The 19,798-nt window shown below is 63.7% G+C and carries 12 protein-coding genes; 2 read left to right on the top strand and 10 right to left on the bottom strand.

All coding sequences use genetic code 11. The annotated features are described in order from the left end of the window. Window positions 1-8: 8 nt before the first annotated feature. From GGR38_RS03360 to GGR38_RS03340, 5 genes are read right to left on the bottom strand one after another with little or no spacing between them, the layout of a single operon-like run. Window positions 9-1,244 carry a glycoside hydrolase family 27 protein gene (locus GGR38_RS03360; RefSeq protein ID WP_221226986.1) on the bottom strand — a complete coding sequence of 412 codons (1,236 nt, stop codon included), beginning with the start codon at window positions 1,242-1,244 and terminating at the stop codon, window positions 9-11. Beyond that, window positions 1,241-2,077: a class I mannose-6-phosphate isomerase gene (locus GGR38_RS03355; protein WP_183622643.1), complete on the bottom strand. Its 837-nt coding sequence runs from the start codon at window positions 2,075-2,077 to the stop codon at window positions 1,241-1,243. Before GGR38_RS03355 ends, GGR38_RS03360 begins: the two co-directional genes overlap by 4 nt. After that, complete coding sequence (locus GGR38_RS03350; protein WP_183622641.1) at window positions 2,074-2,811, bottom strand: GDSL-type esterase/lipase family protein; 738 nt, start codon at window positions 2,809-2,811, stop codon at window positions 2,074-2,076. The genes GGR38_RS03355 and GGR38_RS03350 overlap by 4 nt, the downstream gene beginning before the upstream one ends. Continuing rightward, entirely contained in the window at window positions 2,808-4,274 is a 1,467-nt protein-coding gene (locus tag GGR38_RS03345) for a carboxylesterase/lipase family protein (protein ID WP_183622639.1), read from the bottom strand. Before GGR38_RS03345 ends, GGR38_RS03350 begins: the two co-directional genes overlap by 4 nt. Then, window positions 4,271-7,738 carry a glycosyl hydrolase 2 galactose-binding domain-containing protein gene (locus GGR38_RS03340; RefSeq protein WP_246404206.1) on the bottom strand — a complete coding sequence of 1,156 codons (3,468 nt, stop codon included), beginning with the start codon at window positions 7,736-7,738 and terminating at the stop codon, window positions 4,271-4,273. Before GGR38_RS03340 ends, GGR38_RS03345 begins: the two co-directional genes overlap by 4 nt. A gap of 129 nt (window positions 7,739-7,867) precedes the next feature. Here GGR38_RS03340 and GGR38_RS03335 point away from each other — a divergent pair, with 129 nt between their 5' ends. Next, entirely contained in the window at window positions 7,868-9,175 is a 1,308-nt protein-coding gene (locus GGR38_RS03335) for a sugar porter family MFS transporter (protein WP_246404205.1), read from the top strand. Window positions 9,176-9,180: 5 nt separating this feature from the next. Here the strand turns inward: GGR38_RS03335 and GGR38_RS03330 are convergent, their stop codons facing one another. Beyond that, the gene (locus GGR38_RS03330; RefSeq protein WP_183622637.1) at window positions 9,181-11,694 is read right to left on the bottom strand and encodes a glycoside hydrolase family 3 protein; all 2,514 of its coding nucleotides are present in this window, start codon (window positions 11,692-11,694) and stop codon (window positions 9,181-9,183) included. 176 nt (window positions 11,695-11,870) lie between these two features. Between GGR38_RS03330 and GGR38_RS03325 the strand changes: the two genes are divergently transcribed. Then, complete coding sequence (locus GGR38_RS03325) at window positions 11,871-13,046, top strand: ROK family transcriptional regulator (protein ID WP_183622635.1); 1,176 nt, start codon at window positions 11,871-11,873, stop codon at window positions 13,044-13,046. A 9-nt stretch (window positions 13,047-13,055) separates the two neighbouring features. Here the strand turns inward: GGR38_RS03325 and GGR38_RS03320 are convergent, their stop codons facing one another. The 4 genes from GGR38_RS03320 to GGR38_RS03305 form a co-directional block, all read right to left on the bottom strand. Further along, complete coding sequence (locus GGR38_RS03320; protein WP_183622633.1) at window positions 13,056-13,949, bottom strand: ROK family protein; 894 nt, start codon at window positions 13,947-13,949, stop codon at window positions 13,056-13,058. Between the two features lie 28 nt (window positions 13,950-13,977). Continuing rightward, window positions 13,978-15,540 (bottom strand): tryptophan halogenase family protein, encoded by a 1,563-nt coding sequence (locus GGR38_RS03315; protein WP_183622631.1) that lies wholly within the window; start codon window positions 15,538-15,540, stop codon window positions 13,978-13,980. Window positions 15,541-15,630: 90 nt separating this feature from the next. Further along, window positions 15,631-18,645, bottom strand: coding sequence for a TonB-dependent receptor (locus GGR38_RS03310; RefSeq protein ID WP_183622629.1), 3,015 nt, complete (start codon window positions 18,643-18,645; stop codon window positions 15,631-15,633). 225 nt (window positions 18,646-18,870) lie between these two features. Next, the gene (locus GGR38_RS03305; protein WP_183622627.1) at window positions 18,871-19,731 is read right to left on the bottom strand and encodes a Rossmann-like and DUF2520 domain-containing protein; all 861 of its coding nucleotides are present in this window, start codon (window positions 19,729-19,731) and stop codon (window positions 18,871-18,873) included. Between the last annotated feature and the right edge of the window lie 67 nt (window positions 19,732-19,798).

Below are 19,798 nucleotides of genomic sequence, written 5' to 3'. Positions count from 1 at the left end.
GGCCTACCTTACGCCTTGGGTTCGAGGATAAAGACCTGCGCATCGCGCGGGGCCACATGCAGCGGCAGGGCATTTTGTGTGTCGCCCACGTGCTTGCCGGTCCATGCATCGATCAGGTTGAAATGATGCTCGCCGATCTTGGCGAAGGTCTGGTTCAGATCGTCGCCCAGCGGTTCTTTCGACCAATCCAGCACATGGCTTTGCGCCACGGACGAACGGTTGAGCGCCGCAATAGCCCAGCGATGGCCCGAGAGCGGCCGCGCCCAGATTTCCAGTTCGGCACCGCGCTGCCATGCGAAACCCTGAATGCCCAGCGCGTCCTGATCGATGGCGACAAGGCGCGGGTTGGTCAGGATGCGGGTGATTTCAGGCTTCAGGCCCGCAATATCGGCCCCCACGATCAACGGCGCGGCCAGCATTGTCCACATTGCGAAATGCGAGCGGTTTTCGTTGAGATCGCTCAGATTGCCGACCTCGAGCATATCCGGGTCGTTCCAATGCCCCGGCCCTGCATAGCGGCGCAGGCCCTCCTGCTTGTCGAGGATCTCCATCACACCCAGACTGTTCCAGCTGCCATGGCCCAGTTTGCAGGACCAGCAATTGGCGATGTCGCCCGTGGTGCGCCACAGATTGCCGATGCCGGTGGCCCATTCCCACGGCTTGCTGTCGCCCCATTCGCAGATGGAAAAGACGATAGGGCGGCCCGCCTGATCCAGCGCGGCGCGCATCGTGGCATAGGCCTCGCGCGGGTTGCGCTGGGCCGCGCCGGCGCCGGTGTTGCACCAGTCATATTTCAGGTAATCTACACCCCAGCGGGCATATTGCGTCGCGTCCTGAAATTCATGGCCCTGACTGCCCGCGCGGCCGCCGCAGGTTTTCGTGCCCGCATCGGAATAAATGCCCAGTTTCAGCCCGCGCGCATGGACATAATCGGCCAGCGCCTTGATCCCCGAGGGGAAGCGCGCCGGGTCGGCTTGAATGAACCCGTCCTTGTCGCGCTCGCCTTGCCAGCAATCGTCGATGTTGACGTAGGCATAGCCCGCGTCGCGCATCCCATTGGCCACCATCGCATCGGCCACGCCGCGGATCAGGCCCTCATCAATGCGGCAGCCATAGCGGTTCCAACTGTTCCAGCCCATCGGCGGGGTCTGGACCAGAGGGGCGGCGCTTTGGGCCAAGGCGGGCGCGAAGGCGAGAAGGGCCAGAAGCGCGGCAAGAAATTGGCGGAAGCAAAGGGATCTCACAGGGTTTCTCCCGAAGGGATCGGTTGAGCGATCAGGAAGCGCGTGGCGGGCGCGATGACGAGGGCGTTCAGGTCGGTGACAAGGGCGCAATCGCCGGGGCTGGCCATACCATCGCCCGCGCGCAGCGGTGCGTTGAGGGGAATGATGAGCTTAGGCTCCGAACCATAGGCCGCCAGCGTGACGGGCAGGAGCGGACCTTCGCACAGATCGAGCCGGAACAGCGGACCATCGACCAGCGACAGGCTCCCGGCTTCGGGCAGCACTTTGTGCATCCCGGCCATGTCATAGGTTTCCGGCAGAGCCACCGCCGTGCCCTCGTCCAGATGCAGCGACCTGGGGCGGCCATAGTCATAGAGGCGGTAGGTGATGTCGCTGTTCTGCTGGATTTCCAGCACGGTCACGCCCGCGCCAATGGCATGGATAGTGCCCGCCGGGATATAGAAGAAATCTCCGGGGCGGACCTTATGCCAGTCCATCATCGCCTCGATCGAGCCGTCGAGCGCGGCGGCGCGCAGGGTTTCGGCATCGGTGGCTTCGCGCAATCCGATGCCCAGCCTCGCGCCGGGCTGGGCCTCGATGACCAGCCAGCATTCCTCCTTGCCCTGCGCGCCCAGCCCTTTGGCGAGGGTTTGCGCATCGCTGGGGTGGACCTGAACCGAAAGGTTTTCGCTGGTGAAGATATATTTCACCAGCAGTTCGCGCAGCAATGGCGGCGGATCGAACCAGATCTCGCCGGTCTTGCCCTCCGGGGCGGGAGTAAAGGGCGCGGGCAGATCGGCGCGGCCCCAAGGCTTGTCCACCGCGATGCGCGGCAGCAGATCGAGCAAACTCATGCAAGGTCCAGCTTGGTAAGGATAGGAAGGAGCACGCTGTTCATCGCCGCATAACCGGCAGGCGTGGGGTGAACGCCATCGACGGCCAGCCCTTCGCGCATCGCGCCATCGGGCCCGGCAAGAACCGGGTGATAATCAACCCACACATGGCCATGGGCCCATGCATAGTCGCGCAGCCAGATATTATGTGCGGCAATCGGACCTTTGGTTTCAAGACCCGGACGCCATGGGAAATTACCCGCAGGCGGGATCGAGGCCAGCAGCACGCGGATATGATGCGCCTTGGCCAGCGTGGCCATCGCGTCCAGATTGTCGCGGGTCATCTGGGCGGTCATTGGCCCTGTGTTGCCCGCAATGTCGTTCGTGCCCGCCATGATATGCACCGCGCGGGGGCGCAGCGCGATCACGTCCTGCATCATGCGCAGCAGCATTTGCGGCGTGGTCTGTCCGCCGATGCCGCGATTGACACGTCCGGCGGGGAAGAATTCCGGGTTCTTGTCGCGCCAGCCCTGCGTGATGCTGTCGCCCATAAAGACGATGCGGGTGTGCGACCCTTCGGCCAGCAGGCGGCGATTGTCCTCGCCATATCGAGCAAGCCAAGCGAAATCGGTATGGGCGCGGGCGGCCTCGGGGCTTTCGGCGGGGGCGGACTGTGCCCATGCCGGGGCGGCAAGGCCAAGGGGGGCAAGTGCGCCCAGACCTTTGAGTATGGCGCGGCGATGGGTGGGGGTCATGGCTGGATCATCCATTGGCAGGGGGATGCCTCCTGCGTCTGGACCGACGCGCCCGAGGCGGTGAAGAGGACGTGCTGCTTGTTTGGGCCGAACGCAGGCCATGGCGGGCGGGCGTCATCATTGGGATCGCCGCTCTTGGCAAAGCTCAGCCAGTAATCGGCCAGCGAGAGCGAGCCGAAACGTGCATCGCTCAGCACATAAGAAATATCGGACCCATGAAACGAGAGGCCACCATTGGCGGCCAGATCGAACTCATAGCGCCAGACCTTGGATCCTGCGCGCGAGAGGACATCGGCCCATTGCCCGGCGGGGCAGCGGAACAGAATGTCGGTGGCGATGCGCAGGTCGCGATTGCCCAGACGCGGATCGGCGGGGGGATCGCTTTGATCGAGGTGGTAAAAGGTGCGGGCCTTATCGGCATTGGGGCCAAAGGCGGCGTCAACGCCCGCATCGCGATGAGGGCGCCCGCCCGGCAGGCCGAATTCGGCGCGGTTCGATCCGATGATCACCGGTCTGGGCAGAGTATGGGCCATCAGCGCGGCGGGCGTATCGGGCAGAACCATGCCGTCGATGGTTGTGCGCAGCCACAGGAAATCATCGCTTTGCAAGGCGGGATCATGCAACGCCCTGTCTGCCTCCAGCAGCGCATGAGCGGATGCGGCGCGCAGAGGTTCGATGCCGCCATTTGTGCCCAGCACGGCGTCAAGCTGATCCCCGATCCGCAAAGCCTCGGGCAGCGGGCGCCATGTCAGGCCGAAGGAGGGCGTGCCGCTTTGCAGAATGGCGCGGGCGAAAAGCCCCTGCGTGCTTGGCGCAGCCAGCAGCAGACCGACATCCTGCCCACCGGCGGATTCGCCAAAAATCGTCACATTGGCCGGATCGCCGCCAAAGCGGGCAATATTGGCCTGAACCCAACGCAGCGCTGCGATCTGGTCCATCAGGCCATAATTGCCCGTATGCCCACCCTGTTCTGAGGCCAGTGCGCGGTGAGGCAGGTTGCCGAAAATCCCCAGCCGGTACTGGATCGCCACCAGCACAACCCCGCGCTGGGCCAAGGGTGAGAGTACCGTATCGCCGGCTGAGCCTGCCCGGTTGCTGCCCCCATGGATCCACACCATGACCGGGCGTTTGCCCGTCAGCGCAGCCGTAGCGACGTCCAGCGTAAGGCAATCCTCAGACGCGCGGACATAATCGGCATGGTTCCAGCCATAGTCATTTTGCAGACAGGAGGGAGCCGCCTTTGCCGCATCGCGCAGCCCTTTCCATGGCGTAATGGGCGCGGGTGGGCGCCAGCGCTGTGCCCCAAGCGGCGGCGCGGCATAAGGAATGGCGCGGAAGATCTGCGTGCCATGCGCGTCGGTGCTGCCCTGAACCGTGCCGCCTGTGATCGCCACGGAGGGCGGGGCGGCTTGTGCGGCCCCCGCGCTCAGCAGTGCCGCCAGCCATAAGGCGCGCCATCTCATGGCAGGCGCGCCTCGGCCTCAACCACATTCCATCCGCGCAGCGCTACATGCGGCGCGGGGCCTTTACGCGCGGGATAGCGGATGGTGATGGTCTGGCTTTCCCCGCCGGTCAGCGAGACGTAATTGTCGCTGTAATAGGCGGGCAGGATGCGTTCGCCCTTGGCGTCGAGCAGGGTCAGCTTGGCGGCAAGGGCAGGCGTGGCGGCGGGGTTGGTGATGGTGACGCGCAATTCCTGCTCGCCGCCGATGGCGGCGGGCGGGGTCAGTTTGGCGCGCAGGGCCACCTTGGGCATGGCGTCCAGCGCGCGATAGCTGGCCTCATCGCACCCGCGCCAGTAGAAATTGGATGAGACAAGACGGCCCGAAGCATCGCTCAGGCTCTGCGTCACCAGCACCATCGGATGATCGGCCAGCACCTTGTCCAGCGGCAGCGGGGCCAGCATCGTATCGGCATTGGCCGAAGCGTCGAGCCGGTCGGTGCGGGCGAAAAGCTCCTTGCCGTCCAGCCCCAGAATGCGGCTGGTGGCGACAAGGCCGGGAGCCGTATCGCGGGTGGTGTTTATGATCACAACCTCATTGCCGGGCAGGTTCAATTGCACATGGACCGGCTCGGACGCCTTGGCGATGCCGTAATAGGCAGCATGGGTGTCGTAATCCGAACTGTAGATCTGCCATGCGTTCGAGGTCCATGACGGATGGGTCATCCACAGCAAGCGACCCGAATTCTTGGTCCACAGATGGCCGAGGAAGCCCTCGAACATGGCCTTGTGGCCTTCAAGGTTCATCATCTGCGCCTTGCGCTCGAAATCGGCAAAGCTGGTGGCGGGGCCGAAACGGGTGTTCAGGCTGGCCATGAAGGTCTTGGTGTCGCCATTGCCGGAAAAATGCCAGTCGTGATAGGCCAGCGTGTCGCTGAGCGGCCATTGGTCCGCCTTGGGCACATAGGCGGCAATCGCTTCACGCGTGGCCAGCGAAGGCGTGCCGGTTTCGACCGAAAAGCCGGTGGCCAGATCGGTGAAATAGGCTTCGGGCTGGCGGTAATTATAGGGACCGGAACCTTGCAGGTTCACCGTGTTCGAGCTGCCCGTGAACCAGCGCGTGCCGTCGAGGCGGAAGAGCAGATCGTCGAGCCCTTCATTAAGCAGCGGATAGGGCACGCCCTCGTTCCGCCCGAACCACACCACGATCGAGGGATGGTTGCGATAGCGCTTCACCGTATCCTCGGCATTGGCCAGAAACAGGGCGGGGTCTTGCGGTTCGACCTGAAAATTCTGGGTCGATTGCCAGAAATCGTTGAGCACCATCATGCCATATTCGTCGGCCAGATCGAAAAACTCGTCCTCGGTGTTGTTGCCCATCCAGTTGCGGATGATGTTGAGATGGGCGTCCTTGTGCAGGCGGAAATAAGGTTCCAGCCGGGCGCGGTCATGGCGTTTGAGCGCATTGTCCATGCCCCAGCTGCCACCGCGCGCGGCGATTTTTACGCCATTGACGCGGATGGTCAGATGCGGTTCGGGCATCGTGTCCTCCGCCCCCAGATCGCGCACCGCCGGGGATGTCTCCCCCGCCGCCGTCAGCGATTCCACCCAGCCCTTGGGGCTTTCCTTGATCGCCTCGTGGCGCACGTCGATCAGCTTGACGCCCGCCTGCCGCCCATCGGTGGGCTGGACATTGACGCGGCGCAGATGGCCCGCCTTGTCCATCAGCGAGAGGTCATAGGATACCTCGCGAATGCCAAAGCGGGTGCTCTTGGTATCGGCGCTCTGTCCATCCACGCTGGCTTCGAGAAGGAGCGTGTGGAGCGCCGGATCGCCATAGCCATTGGGCCACCACAGGCGCGGGTTCTTCACATGCAGCGCGGCAAATTCGGACGGGGCAAAGCGCGCCTCGCTCTGGCCGGGCGGGGCGGTGATCTCGCGGCTGACGCGCACATCGTCGAAACTGGCGGTGATGGTGACGTGGCGGAGCTGGGCGCTGTCGTTAACGACCGGCACTGTGATGGAGATGTCGGCCTCGTCTATGCGCGGCAGGGGCAGATCGGTGATGATCTGCGGGTCGCCAAGGCGCACCGGGCCGGTGGCCTGAATTTCCACATCCTGCCACAGGCCGGTGTCGCGGTCGCGGATGCCGGGGATCCAGTCCCAGCCCTCGGTGGCGATAAAGGTCGGGCCGTCGATAGCCAATTGCCCCCCGTTTTCGCCCACGCCCGCGCTGATCGATTGTTCATGCGGCGTGCCGGGGTGCGGGGGCGGCGATACGCGGATGGCCACAGTATTTTCGCCCGCCACAGCCTCGAAGGTGAACCGGCCTCGCGTGAAGGCGCCTTTCGTGCCCCCTGCCTGCGCGCCGTTGATATAGACCTCGCTGGTGTAATTCACGCCGTTGAGGACAAGCGCGAGGCGCTTGCCGCTGGCCGAGGCGGGCAGGGTGAAGCTGGTGCGGTACCAGTAATCCTGCCGGGCGAGGCTTTCCGGGATTTTCAGATTGTTGAGGCCGAAATAAGGATCAGGATAGACCCCGCGATCGATCAGCGTGGTCAACACCGTGCCGGGAACGGTCGCCGCGCGCCAGATGCCTGCGGGCTTGCCGGGGCGTGAGAGGGCCGCGCCGTCCTGCGCCACATCGGGCGCGGCGGCCAGTTGCCAGCCATTAAGCCGCCAGCGGTCGGGCGCGATGGGTTCCATGGCGGGGCGGGGGATGACGGGTTTGGCGACAGGCGCGGTGCCTTCGCCCTTGGCCATGGGCAGGGTCCAAGGGTCCTGCGGTCGCCAATAGCCGGTGTTGGCGGTCTTCTGAAATTCCCAGCCCACGCCCACCTGCCACATATGGACGAGGTCAAAGGCGGGGCGGGCGGCGGCCTGTGCGGCGATGGTTTTGGCGCTGCCCGCAGAGGGTGCGATTTGGGCGGAGACGAGCGAGCCGTTGAAATGGATTTGGCCGTTTTGCACCGGGGCGATATGAATTTGTCCGGCAACGGGTTGCACCGACAGCGGCCCCGACGCGACCATCTGGCCATCGACATAAAGCTGGGCGCCACCGGCGCTCAGCGTGGCGGCGATATGATGCCATTGGCCTTTGGCGAGCGCTTGGGTGGCCAGCAAACGATGCGACGCATCGCCCGATTGCAGCGCGGGGCGTCCGTCGATCAGCATAAGGCTGCGCGTCGCCCCGGAAAGCTCGCCCAGCACGATCAGGCCTACCGTGCCTTGGGCAATTTCGGCGGCATTGACCCAGGCCGATATTGTCATGCTCGATCCGCCGGCCAACAGTTCCGAAGGCGGCAGTTCGCGGTCAATGCCGATGCCGCCTTGCAGGAATGTCGCATTATAGGGGCCGAGCGATTGGGCCGATGCGGCTATGGTCACATCGGCCATAGCAGGCTGGACAATCGCGGGCAGAGAGGAAACAATCGCGCAAAGAGCGACGCTGCCAGCCATTTTCCGGCCGAATCTACGCAAAACCATATTACTCTCCCATGTCCCCGCGCCGGGCGCGGCGATCCGGACGCCATCTGTCCCGATGGGCATCACGCTTGCAAGCCTAGCGAATTTATTTATTAATGCAAATTGAAATAATAAAAGGATGCCTGCCTTATGCCCCTTTCCTCCTTCCCCCGGTCCGGGCCTTCGATGGCCGCGCGCTGCGCCATGCTGGCCAGCATGGCCGGACTGTTGTTTGGCATTGATACAGCCGTCATTTCCGGCGTCACTCAGGCGTTGCAAAAAGTCTTTGCCCTCAGCCCGCAGGATCTTGGTCTCGCAGTCTCGGCGGCTTTGTGGGGCACGCTGGTCGGGGCGGCCTTTGCGGGACGGGCGGGTGACGCTCTGGGCAGCCGTCGTCTGCTACTGTGGGTCGGTTGGCTCTATGTCGTCTCGGCTCTGGGGACGGCGCTGGCCAATGGGCTGATGAGTTTTTGCCTGTTCCGACTGCTTGGCGGTCTGGCAATCGGCGCATCCTCGGTCGTGGCCCCGGTTTACATTTCCGAGATCAGCGCCCCTGATGTGCGCGGGCGGAGAGTGGGCATGTTCCAATGCGCGATCGTTTCAGGGATTTTGCTGGCCTATCTCTCGAACGCGCTGGTGGCGCGGGGCGGGTTTGGCGCGATGGAGTGGCGGATCAAGCTGGGGTTGGCCGGTGTGCCCGCGCTGGGCTTTGCGCTGCTGGCGCCATGCTTGCCCGACAGCCCGCGCTGGTTGCAGGCGCGCGGGCGCAATGCACAGGCGGCGGCGGATCGGCTCCGGCTCGTGCTGGAATCGGTCGCACCGGTCATGCAAGACGAGCGCCTGTCATGGCGGCTGCATCGCAAACCGATCCTGCTGGCGCTGGCGATCGGGGCGTTCAACCAACTCTCGGGGATCAATGCGATCCTTTATTATCTCAATGACATATTTGCCGCTGCCGGTTTTTCCGACTTTTCCGCCGACACACAGGCCGTGGCGGTCGGGCTGGCCAATCTGCTGGCGACGCTGGCGGGCATGGCGATGATCGACCGGCTGGGGCGACGTCCGCTGCTGCTGGCGGGGGCGTTGGGCACTTGTGCCGCGCTGGTCGGGGTGACGATGATTTTTGCCGGCGGTCAGGGCCGGGAATGGCTGTTGCCGCTGCTGGTGATGTTCATCGGCTTTTTCGCCGTCTCGCAAGGGGCGGTAATCTGGGTCTATCTGTCCGAATTGTTCCCCACCGCCGTTCGCGCGCGCGGTCAGGCGCTGGGCAGCAGCACCCACTGGGTGTTCAATGGGGCGATCAGTTTCATTTTTCCGGTGCTGGCCGCGCATGGCCCGGCGCTGCCCTTTGCGGGTTTTGCGCTGGCCATGGCGGTGCAGGTTTTTGTGGTCTGGCGCTGGTTTCCCGAAACGCGCGGCGCCTCGCTCGATGATCTGGCGAGGCGCCTTGCCGGTTAGACCGCTTAATCCTTCGCGCAGGCGAGGGTCGTATCGGCTTCCATCCCCAGCTTCACCTCGGCGAGGCTGAGGCTGGCGGGGCCGGAGGTTTCCAGAGCGAAGGGCATGTTTACCTTGGCCAGATCGGCCCCGCCCGCGCGGAAACATTTGAGCGGCACCCCGATGCGCCGCCATTGGCCGATAGGCAGGCCCGCCAGTTTGCCGGCATCAACATAGGCCACGCCCGCGCCCGAACCCATGGCGATCCGCACCGGCATGGCCGGGGCCTGATCGATGCGCAGGGTTGCCACCAGCAGCATTTCGCCATTGGTCTGGCGCGAGAGGTCGGTGGCGTCCTGACTGGTGATGGCAACAGATGCCGCGCCTTGCCCGGTGATGGTGAAACGCCGCGCGCCTTCCTGCACAATATGGTCGGTGGCCGCGACAATCACGCGCCCGCCCGCCGAAACGGCAGGCACCGTAGTGATCCTTGTGCTGCCCGCAGAGTCGCGCATTTCCAGCGACCAGCCCGGTCCGGCGATGCCTTTGTTCAGATAGATGTCCGCGCTGGCGATATCCTCGGCTACTCGGGCTTCCTCACTCAGTTTTTTGAGGCCGCCCGGTTCTTTGCCGGTCAGGCCATAGCCCAGCGGAAAGAGCAGCGGGCCATCGGGCCGCGCCGTGGCAGGCCAGGCAAAGGGCAGTCGCCCGACGAAATTCCTGGCTGGCCCCTGCGCCGGTCGCAGCAGCATATCGGCCACGCCGCCGCCTTCCGAGCCGGGCAGCCATGCCATGACAAAGGCATCGGCGGTGTTGAGTTCGGGGTTCGTCCAGAGCGGACGCCCGGTCAGCATGACCGCGATCACGGGAATCCCCTGAGCCTTGAGCTGCCGCATCGTTTCCAAAGGCGCGCGCTGATCCGGTTTCAGGCGCAGACTGGAAATGTCGCCCTGAAATTCGGCATAGGGCGTTTCGCCAAAGATGACGATGGCGGCATCGGGGCGCGGTCCGGTGAAGCTGCCGTCGGGCGAGAATGTCGCCTGTCCGCCCGCATCGGCGGCGGCCTTGCGCAGGCCCTGCCACAGAGTGGTGGCGCCGGGGAACATGGCGGGGCTTAGCCCGGTGCCTTGCCATGACAGGGTCCATCCGCCCGACTGGCGCGCGACATCATCGGCCCCATCGCCCGCCACCAGAATGCGCGAACCGGGGGCGAGGGGAAGAATGTTTCCGGCATTCTTGAGCAGAACCAGCGATTTGCGCACCGCCTCGCGGGCGATGGCGCGATGGTCTGGCGCGCCCAACAGGTCGAAACGCCCGGCATAGGGGCGCGAGGAGGGACGCCCGGCCTCGAACAAGCCCGCGCGCATTTTGACCCGCAACACGCTGGCGACCGCTTCATCAAGCCGGGTCATCGGCAGGGTGCCATCGCGCGCCTGCGCGTTGAGACTGGTATAAAGCGCCTTCCAACTGTCGGGTGCCATCAGCATGTCGATGCCTGCGGTGATCGCGCGCGGACAACTGGCGTTGCTGCATCCCGCCACCTGCCCATGGGCGTTCCAGTCGCTGACCACCAGCCCGCCGAAGTCCATCCGTTTCTTGAGCACATCGGTCAGCATACTGTGGTTTCCGGTCATCTTCTCGCCATTCCAGCTGGAAAAGCTGGCCATGATCGAGAGGACGCCTGCATTGATGGCCGCGACATAAGGCGTGCCGTGGATGTCGCGCAGCTTTTCCTCGCTGATCTGCGCGTCGCCCTGATCGCGGCCCTGCGCCGTGCCGCCATCGGCCAGGAAATGCTTGGCTGTGGCGATCACATGTGGCCCGGCCAGGATGGGGCCGCTGTTCGGCCTGCCTTGCAATCCTTCGATGAAAGGCCCGGCATAGCTGGCCACCAGCGCGGGATCGGAGGAATAGCCTTCAAAGGCGCGACCCCAGCGGGTGTCCTGCGGCACGGTGATGGTGGGGGCAAAGGTCCAGTCGATGCCGGTGACGCGCACTTCGATGGCGGTCGCGGCCGCAATGCGGCGGATCAGCGCGGGATCATGCGCGGCGCCCAGCGCGGAATTATGAGGGAACAAGGTGGCCCCGATGATGTTTGAATGACCATGGACGGCATCGGTTCCCCACATCACCGGAATGGCATGGCCTCCGGCCGAAGTATCCATCGAGGCGTCATAAAAGGCGTTGGCCAGTTTGAGCCATTGCGCGGGCGGGGCGTAATCGTCGCCGCCCGGCCCAGCATTGCCCCCGTTCAGCACCGCGCCGAGATGATAGCGCCGCACATCCTCGGGGGTGACGCTGGCAATATCGGCCTGAAGGATCTGGCCGACCTTTTCCTCGATGCTCATCGACGTCAGAAGCGAGCGGATACGCGCCTCCATCGCCGGATCGCTGCGCCAAGGCCAATGGGCGGCGGGCCAGAGCGAAGGATGGGCCGTGGCCGCAGGCGGGGTCGTGATCCGATCCTGAGCGGCGGCGTTAGTGCTTGCCAGACACAACGCGGAAAGCGGCAGGGCAAGGCCGGACTTCAAGCGGAACATGCAGGATCTCCCATAAAGAAAAATGTTTGAATTAATATTTTGTGACTGGCCTTTGCCTGTGGCAAAGCGGACATGATGAATGCGGGGCGCATGGGCGCGGCGATCGCGCTGCCTTGAAAGGATTTTTGGATGATGGCTGGGCATGCTCGTATCTTTTCAAATGGATGGCCTGCCTGATGACGCATAGTCCGATCCGCCTGTCCGGCACCAATCTGGAACGCGCCGCCGACCATAATCAGCGCGTGACCCTGCACGCCATCCGCGTGAACGGCCCGATCACGCGGGTCGATCTGGCGCGGATCACCGGGCTGACGGCGCCCTCCATCGCCAATATTACCAAACGTCTGGCCGCCGAAGGCCTGATCGAGGACGCCGGGCAGATCCGGGGTGGGCGCGGCCAACCGGCCACCAAGCTGGTGGTCAACAAGGCGGCCTGCTATTCGCTGGGCGTCAATATCGACCGCGATCATATCACGATCGTGCTGGTCGATTTCGCGGGCGAAGTGATGGCGCAGGCCACGCGCGACATCGCCTTTCCCAAGCCTGAGGATGTGCGCGATCATTACCGTGTGTCGGCCGCCGAACTGGTGGCGCAGGCCGGGATCGATCCGGCATTGCTGGTGGGCGTGGGGGTGGCCATGCCCGATGATTTCGGGCTGATCGACCTGCCCGGACGGCCCGATGATTTCGCGCTCTGGGAAAGCACCGATATTGCTTCGCTGCTTGCCGAGCCCTTTGGCCTGCCGGTGTTTGTCGAAAATGACGCCGCGGCGGCGGCCATGGGTGAACAACAGCTTGGCCATGGGCTGAAAGCGGCCAGCTTTTTCTATCTGCTGATCTCCTCGGGCCTTGGCGGCGGGCTGGTGATCGACGGCAATTATATCCGGGGCGCGCAGGGGCGCAGCGGCGAAATCGGTTTCCTGCTTGAACGCGGCACGGGCGAGCAGATCCAGAATCTCGTCTCTCTGTCGGGCGTCTATCGTCTGATGGCGGGCGAGGGGCTGAAGCCTGCCGATCTGCGCGGCGATGAGGCTGCGCTGATGCAGGTGCGCCGCCGCTGGATTGATATGGCCAGCGATCAGCTGGTCGAACCGCTGGTGGCGGTCAGTTGTCTGATCAACCCGGCGGCGGTCATTATCGGCGGGCGCCTGCCGGGCGGCTGGATCGAGGATCTGGTCCATGCGCTCAACACAAGGCTGGAAAGCCATCGCCATCATGTCCCTGTGCTGGCCCCGGTGATGAAGGCCCGACTGGCCGAGGAGGCGCCTTCGGTCGGGGCTGCTGTCCTGCCCTTCAGCCATTTCCTGTTGCCCAAGGCCACGGCCTTGTGGAAGGGATCGACCGAAGGATAACAGGCGCCGTCAGCGCGCCTGCTCCTCCATCGCGTTGAGGCCCAGCGCGATGGCGCCCAAGGGGCCAGCCTGATCGCCAAGGCCGGGGGCCAGAATGAAGGTTTCCTCCGGCAGCGGAATATAGCCGGCCACGCTGGCGCGGACATGGCGCTCGATCATCGCGCGCAGATGGGACTGGCCATTGGCCACGCCGCCGCCGATCAGGATCCGGCGTGGGCCGGTGGTCATCAGCATGGCGTGGCACATTTGCGCCAGCGCATGGGCCACGCTGTCCCACAGGGGATCGTCGGCAGGGATGTCATGTACATGATCCTGCCCCAGCCGCGCCTTGATGGCGGGCCCGGCGGCCAGACCTTCGACGCAATCGCCATGATAGGGGCAATGACCCGGCCATGTGTCGCCAGCCAGACGAGGGACGCGGATATGGCCCATCTCGCAATGGCCCAGCCCGCGCGTGGCATGGCCATTAACGATCAGCCCGACCCCCACCCCGGTGCCTACGGTGACATAGGCGAAATCCTGCAGCCCCTGCGCCGCGCCCCAGCGCTGTTCGGCAAGCGCGGCGGCATTCACATCGGTGTCGAAATGGCAGGGCACGTCGTAAGGCGCGCATAGCGTATGAAGCACATCGGTGTCGCACCAGCCCGGCTTGGCCGTCGCGGTGATATGGCCGAAATCGGGCGTGCCCGGCGTCAAGCCCACCGGGCCGAACGAACCGATGCCCAGCGCGTCAAATGGGGCCTTTCCTGCCCAATCGGCCAAAATAGCCGAGAGCGCGGGCAGAGTGTTGTCGGGCTGTGTGGTGGGCACGGTGGTCTGTTCCAGCACATGCCCTTCGCCATCGCCGAGTGTGGCAACGCATTTCGTGCCGCCCAGTTCAATGCCGGCAATGCGAAGTGTCATAAGGTATTCTCCAAGGGGATAAGTGTGGTCAGCCAACGCCGACGGGCGCGGCGGCGCGGGCTGCCTGTGGGGCAAGCCGGGCCAGAAAATCGCGGGCAGGGCGGGCGTGGGCGGCCGCCGCCCTGATCGCCTCGCGCATATGGTCGAGGGCTTCGACGACCTGCGCATGGGTGAAATAATCGGCCAAGGGATCATGCGCGGCGGGCGTCAGGCCGAAACCGGCATACATGCTTAGCCAGCTGGGATCGAAAAAGGCTTCCCATTCATAGCGCACCAGTTTGCCCCGCGCGCGCCACAGCGATAGCTTATGGGCCAGCTTTTCGGGCAGCGGCGCGGCGCGCATCTGGTCCCATAGCGGCTCGCCTTGGCGGCGGTTGGCGTGGTAATGCAGGATGAGAAAGTCGCGGATGCGCTCATATTCCAGCGTGGTGGCGCGGTTGAATTCGCCCGCCAGCGCAGGGGCGCAGGCGCGGTCGGGAAAGAGATCGACCAGCTTTTCCAGCGCGGTTTGAATGAGCGTGATCGACGTGGATTCCAGCGGTTCAAGAAAGCCCGCCGCCAGCCCGACGCCAACGCAATTGCCCCGCCAGAATTCCCTCCGATGGCCAGCGCCAAAGCGGATCATATTGGGTTCGGCCAGCGCTTCACCTTCAAGACGGGCGCGCAAAGTGGCGGTGGCCTCGTCATCGCTGATATGGGCCGAGGAATAGACATAGCCATTGCCCACGCGGTGTTGCAGGGGAATACGCCATTGCCAGCCCGCCTTGCGCGCGGTGCTGGTGGTATAGGGCCGATCAAAGCCGCCAGAGGCTGCGCAGGGCAGGGCCACGGCCCGGTCGCAGGGGAGCATGTCGGTCCAGTCCACCCATGAGCTGCCCATGGCCTCGCCCAGCAGGAGCGAGCGGAAACCGGTGCAGTCGATGAAAAGATCGCCGGTGATGGCAAGGCCGCTCTGGGTTTCGAGCGAAGTGATATGGCCGGTTTCGTCATCCCTGACGGTGTGCGTGATCACATCGTCGATCAGCCGGACCCCGCGCTGCTGCCCCAGATCGCGCAGCATCGCGGCAAAGCGGGAAGCGTCGAAATGGACAGCCCAGTCGAACACGGCCAGATCATTGACCGGATTGTCCACCGGCAACATGAAGGTGCCGTTGCGGGCCATTTCGGTGCAAAGGCTGTAATCGCCCAGATCGCGCCCCAGCCCGGCGTGGGCCAGCTTGAGCCAGTAGTGGTGAAAAGGCACCCCGCGCGAGGGCAGGCCGTAAAGGCCGAAAGGATGGAAGAAGCGTGTGTCCTCGCCCGCCCATCCGGCAAAATCTATGCCCAGTTTGGGCGTGCCTGCGGTGGCGCGCAGGACATCGAAATCATGCAGGCCGATGGCCTTGAAAAAGTCGCGGATCGCGGGAACGGTTGCTTCGCCCACGCCGATGGTGCCGATCGTGCTGGATTCGATGACGGTGACGGCAATTCCCCGGCCTTCCAGCCTTGCGGCCAGATAGGTCGCCGCCATCCACCCCGCCGTACCGCCGCCTGCGACCACCACCGAGCGGATCGCGCCGGGAGGGGCGCTCTGATGATCGAAGTCTGGCATTGCGGAGATCCTCAAAAAAACGGGCGGCTTTGCATGGCCGATACGGCGCTGCAAGGCCGCCCGAAGGGGAGGGGTTGGGGGTGGAGAGACTTAGAACCGCGCGCGCGCCCCGATCTGGAAGCGGCGTTCGTAGAGGTTGTTAAAGGCCTTCAGATCGGGCCAGACGAGGAAGTAATGTTCCGATTCCTTGGTCAGGTTTGAGCCCTGCGCAAAGATCGTCACTTGCTTGTTCACGTCATAGGACACCGAGGCGTCGATGTAATTGGTGGGCGCCTGATACAGGGTCATACCCGCGATACCGGCAAAATCGGACTGTTCGGCGCGCTTGGAGCGATAGTTCCATGCCACGCGCGCCTGAAGGCCGTATTTTTCATACCAGACGGCGGCGTTGATCTGATGCTTGGAATTGTCGTGGAACGGTTCCTTGGCGCCCGACAGGTCGTAATTGCCCGAGGAGGAGTCCGAATAGGTGTAATTGGCGTCGATGCCAAAACCACCCAGCCAGCCCGGCAGGAAGTCGAAGCCATATTTGCCGCCCACTTCGACGCCTTGCAGTTTGCCGCCCTTGCCCTGCACATTGGTGGTGATGGGCACGGTCGAACGGATGACGCCGTCGAGATCAGGGATGTTGTTGCGCATTACCGTGGCGCTCTGAATAAAGCTCTTTACGTCAATGCGGAACAGCGCAAGGCTGATCACGCTGGTGCGACCAAGGTAATATTCCAGCGACAGGTCATAGTTCGTCGAGCGCCACGGATCGAGCTGCGGATTGCCGTTCGAGCTGCCTCCCGCCACGTGGAAGACCGGCGGATTGGTGGTCGTATCAATGGCATAGTTGAGGTTAAGCCCGCCGCCCCACTGGTCGAGGTTGAGCGGGGTCATGTTCTTGGCCACCGCCGCACGCACCCGCAGCTTGCTCGTCACATCGAGCGAGGCGTTGAAGGCGGGCAGGAAGTCGGTGAAGGAGCGATCCGTGACCAGAGTGCCCGCATCGGTGTTGGGCAGGCCATAGGGCTGGGGCGAACCGGCCAGATGCTGGATCACATGCAGGCTGGTGTTGATGATGCGCAGGCCGCCATTGGCGTGGAAGCCCATCGAGCCGATCTCACCGGCATAGTTGAGCTGGGCAAAGCCCGACCACTGCTTGAAGCCGACCGAGAAGGTCTGGCCCGGTTGTACGAATTCCTTGTTGCCCGGATAGAAGCTGTTCTGGAAAGCCAGCGGATCGCGCATCGCCATCGGGTTGATCGTATAGATCGAGCCGACCCCGCCGACCGGCAGGCTGGATTGCGTCAGCAGGCCCGACAAGCTGGGATCAGTGGCAAGGCGCGTCAGCCCGGCGGTCAGATACTGGCCCGAACCATTGGTGGCGTTGCAGGAAGGATCGTTCATCTGAACGTCAAAGGCCTTCCACTTGACATAGCAACCGGCAGGGTTGGACGCGCCATTGCCGCCGTACAGCGGGGCCGCGCGGTCGAACACGGTCTGCTGCGCGCTGCGGTCGCCATAGCGCAGGCCGAATTCGACGTTGAAACTGTTGTTGAATTCATAGGCGCCGTCCAGACGCAGGACCTTCATGTCCGCGTTCGAACGCTGGTTGCCTTCGGATGAAATCGTCTTGAGCGCATAGGCGCTCTTGTTGCCCAACTCATTGGTTAACTGGCTGGGTAGGCCGAAATTGACAGAAGAGCCGGTGTAATCGACTGTCGCGGGCAGGGTGTTATAAGTATAGCCCAGCGGGTTAAAGGTGCGATTGCCGCCCAGCGAGGCCGGATAGGTGCCAACGCCGTTGAACCATTGCGTGCCGTCCGACAGCGAGAATTGCGCATAGCTGTTGTCGAGCTTGTAATTGGCCTTTCCATACACGCCGCGCAGGGTCAGCTTCAGCTTCTCGCCCTTATAACGCAATTCGGCGTTGAGATTGGTCGAGTCCGAAATGGCGCGGTTAAGCTCGGAATAGCTGTCGAAATTCTGCAGCGTGTAATTGTACTTTTGCGTCGTGTTGAAATGGAAGCCGTTGATCAGCGATCCGGTGTCGCGGCTTTGCCCCGGCACGAAATCGGCGGCCTGCCAGTTGACGCCCTGCATCTGGAAACCGGAGGTGCCGGTGTACTGGTTCTGCTTTGTATAGAAACCGTCGGCCACGAATTCGAGCGTGTCGCTCAGATGCGCCTGAAACGAGCCGTTGACGCCGATCCGCTCGCGTTCGGTCACGCGGTTCCAGCCGGTATGGGCCTGGGGCGAGAAGAAGGAGTCGGTGGCGGTGCCATTGCCGTTGACATCGATGCCGCCGGGCACGTTGGTGCCGCGATTGGGGTTGTCAAAGCGGAAGCCACCATAGCCGGTGGCATTGGCCAGAGATTCATCGGCCAGACGCCCGCCATAGTCGCGCTGGATACCCGAATAGGAATTGCCCAGATGGTCCTTGGAATAGGCCGCCGAGAGCATGAAGCCGACATTGTCATTGCGCCATGACACCAGCCCATTGAAATGGGGGTCGAATTTCTTGGTGTTCGAACCCGATCCGCCGTCTACCGAAATCGCGCCATGCACGCCGGATTTCAGATCAAAGGGGCGGCGGGTCTTGAGGTCGATCGTGCCGGAAATACCCGCCGAGAGCATCGATCCGGTCGAGCTCTTGATGACGCTGGCGCCGGAGAAAAGCTGCGAGGGTATGTCGGTGAAATTAGGCTGGACCGAGGTGATCGACCCGGCGCCAAGGAAGGCTTCGCCGTTCATCAACGTGACCACCTGCGGCAGGCCGCGCACGTTGACCGTGCTGCCTTCGCCCGCGTCGCGGCGGATCTGGACGCCGGGAATGCGTTGGAGCGAGTCCGAGATCGTTGCGTCGGGCAGCTTGCCGATATCCTGCGCCGAGATCGCATCGACAATGCTGGCGGCATTGCGCTTGATGCTGACGGCGCGTTCGATAGAGGCGCGGATGCCGGTCACGATGATGCCGGGGGCGTCCGGGTCAGGAGCAGCGGCGGCCGGGGCGTCGGCTGCGGCCGCAAGCGCGGTTCCGGGCATGAAGGTGGGCAGGGCAATGGCAAGCGCGGAAACGGCGCAGGACAAAACACCAGACCGGTTGGCCTTTGATCGCATGGGGATTCCTCTCCTGGGGCGAGCCTTTTTGGAGACTCATTAAAGCAATTTGTTTTATCTATTTGCCTCAGGCAGGCTTGATCGTCAAAGGAATTTTTTAAGCTCATAAATATTATTTAATATCAGTTATATAGAGTATTTCTTGCGCCAACCTCCGTGATCAGCGGCATCCCCGCCCACCTGAGCTTCACACGAAACAGGATCAAGAGCAGGTCTGAGAGCCCATCACCCATCGACAGCTTGGCGCAGTTTGGCGGTGGGAGGCGCCCCCACTCGCTCCAGCTTATCAAGCGTCGCGCCGGCCATGCCCCTATAGGCAGGCAGCAGTTCCGGACAATCCCGCTCCAACGCCGTTATATGGCCGCTGATCGTCTCGATGTCGCCGCGCAGCAGCGGCCCCGACAGCGCATCGAACCCCATGGCCAGACTGTTATCCAGCGCCGCCCGCACCAGCGGGGCCAGCAGCGCTGCCCCATCGGCCACCCCGGCACAAACCAGCGCATCCATCGACCCGGCCATCAGCGTGACCAGATGATTGGCCGCATGGCACAGCGCGGCGTGGTAGAGCGGGCGCTGCGCCTCGGCAATATCGACCGCCACGCCGCCCAGCGCGGCAACCAGCCGGTGGGCGATGGCGGCGGTATCGGCCTGTGCGGTGGTTACAGCAAAACGGGCGCCTGCCATGCGGCGCAATTCCGCAGGAGCATCGCCGGTAAAGGTCATCGCCGGATGGATCGCCGCCGCCTTCGCGCCGCGCAAGGCGAGCGGTTCGAGCGGGGCCAAACCAGAGCGCCCGCTGACATGGAAGACGAAGCCCTCGCCATCTTCCGGCCACACGGCCGCCAGTTCGGCCGTGACACTGCTCAACGCATCATCCGACACGGCCAGCGCGATCACATCGCAGGCTTCGGCCATTTGCGCCAAACTCTGCGCCGCTTCGCCGCCCATTTGCCCTGCGCGCTCACGCGAGCGGCCCCAGACCATCAACGGCAGCCCGGACCATTCGGCCAATCCCAATGCCAGCGCGCGCGCCACGCGGCCTGTGCCCAGAATGCCGATGCGATGAAAATGGGGTGTCTGTGTCATACCCGACCTATATGACCTGCCCGTCCAGCCCGCCAGTGGCCCGGCTTGCGGCTTTTCCTGTGCAACA

Origin of the sequence: Novosphingobium sediminicola (assembly GCF_014196525.1) — a bacterium.
Classification (GTDB): Bacteria; Pseudomonadota; Alphaproteobacteria; order Sphingomonadales; family Sphingomonadaceae; genus Novosphingobium; species Novosphingobium sediminicola.
Note: the sequence above shows the minus strand (reverse complement) of the source record. Positions and strands in the feature narration are given on the sequence as shown.

Coding starts and splice junctions, on each gene's coding strand:
- GGR38_RS03355 (WP_183622643.1), bottom strand. CDS start 2,077: ATGAGTTTGCTCGATCTGCTGCCGCGCATCGCGGTGGACAAGCCTTGG.
- GGR38_RS03350 (WP_183622641.1), bottom strand. CDS start 2,811: ATGACCCCCACCCATCGCCGCGCCATACTCAAAGGTCTGGGCGCACTT.
- GGR38_RS03345 (WP_183622639.1), bottom strand. CDS start 4,274: ATGAGATGGCGCGCCTTATGGCTGGCGGCACTGCTGAGCGCGGGGGCC.
- GGR38_RS03340 (WP_246404206.1), bottom strand. CDS start 7,738: ATGGTTTTGCGTAGATTCGGCCGGAAAATGGCTGGCAGCGTCGCTCTT.
- GGR38_RS03335 (WP_246404205.1), top strand. CDS start 7,868: ATGCCCCTTTCCTCCTTCCCCCGGTCCGGGCCTTCGATGGCCGCGCGC.
- GGR38_RS03330 (WP_183622637.1), bottom strand. CDS start 11,694: ATGTTCCGCTTGAAGTCCGGCCTTGCCCTGCCGCTTTCCGCGTTGTGT.
- GGR38_RS03325 (WP_183622635.1), top strand. CDS start 11,871: ATGACGCATAGTCCGATCCGCCTGTCCGGCACCAATCTGGAACGCGCC.
- GGR38_RS03320 (WP_183622633.1), bottom strand. CDS start 13,949: ATGACACTTCGCATTGCCGGCATTGAACTGGGCGGCACGAAATGCGTT.
- GGR38_RS03315 (WP_183622631.1), bottom strand. CDS start 15,540: ATGCCAGACTTCGATCATCAGAGCGCCCCTCCCGGCGCGATCCGCTCG.
- GGR38_RS03310 (WP_183622629.1), bottom strand. CDS start 18,645: ATGCGATCAAAGGCCAACCGGTCTGGTGTTTTGTCCTGCGCCGTTTCC.
- GGR38_RS03305 (WP_183622627.1), bottom strand. CDS start 19,731: ATGACACAGACACCCCATTTTCATCGCATCGGCATTCTGGGCACAGGC.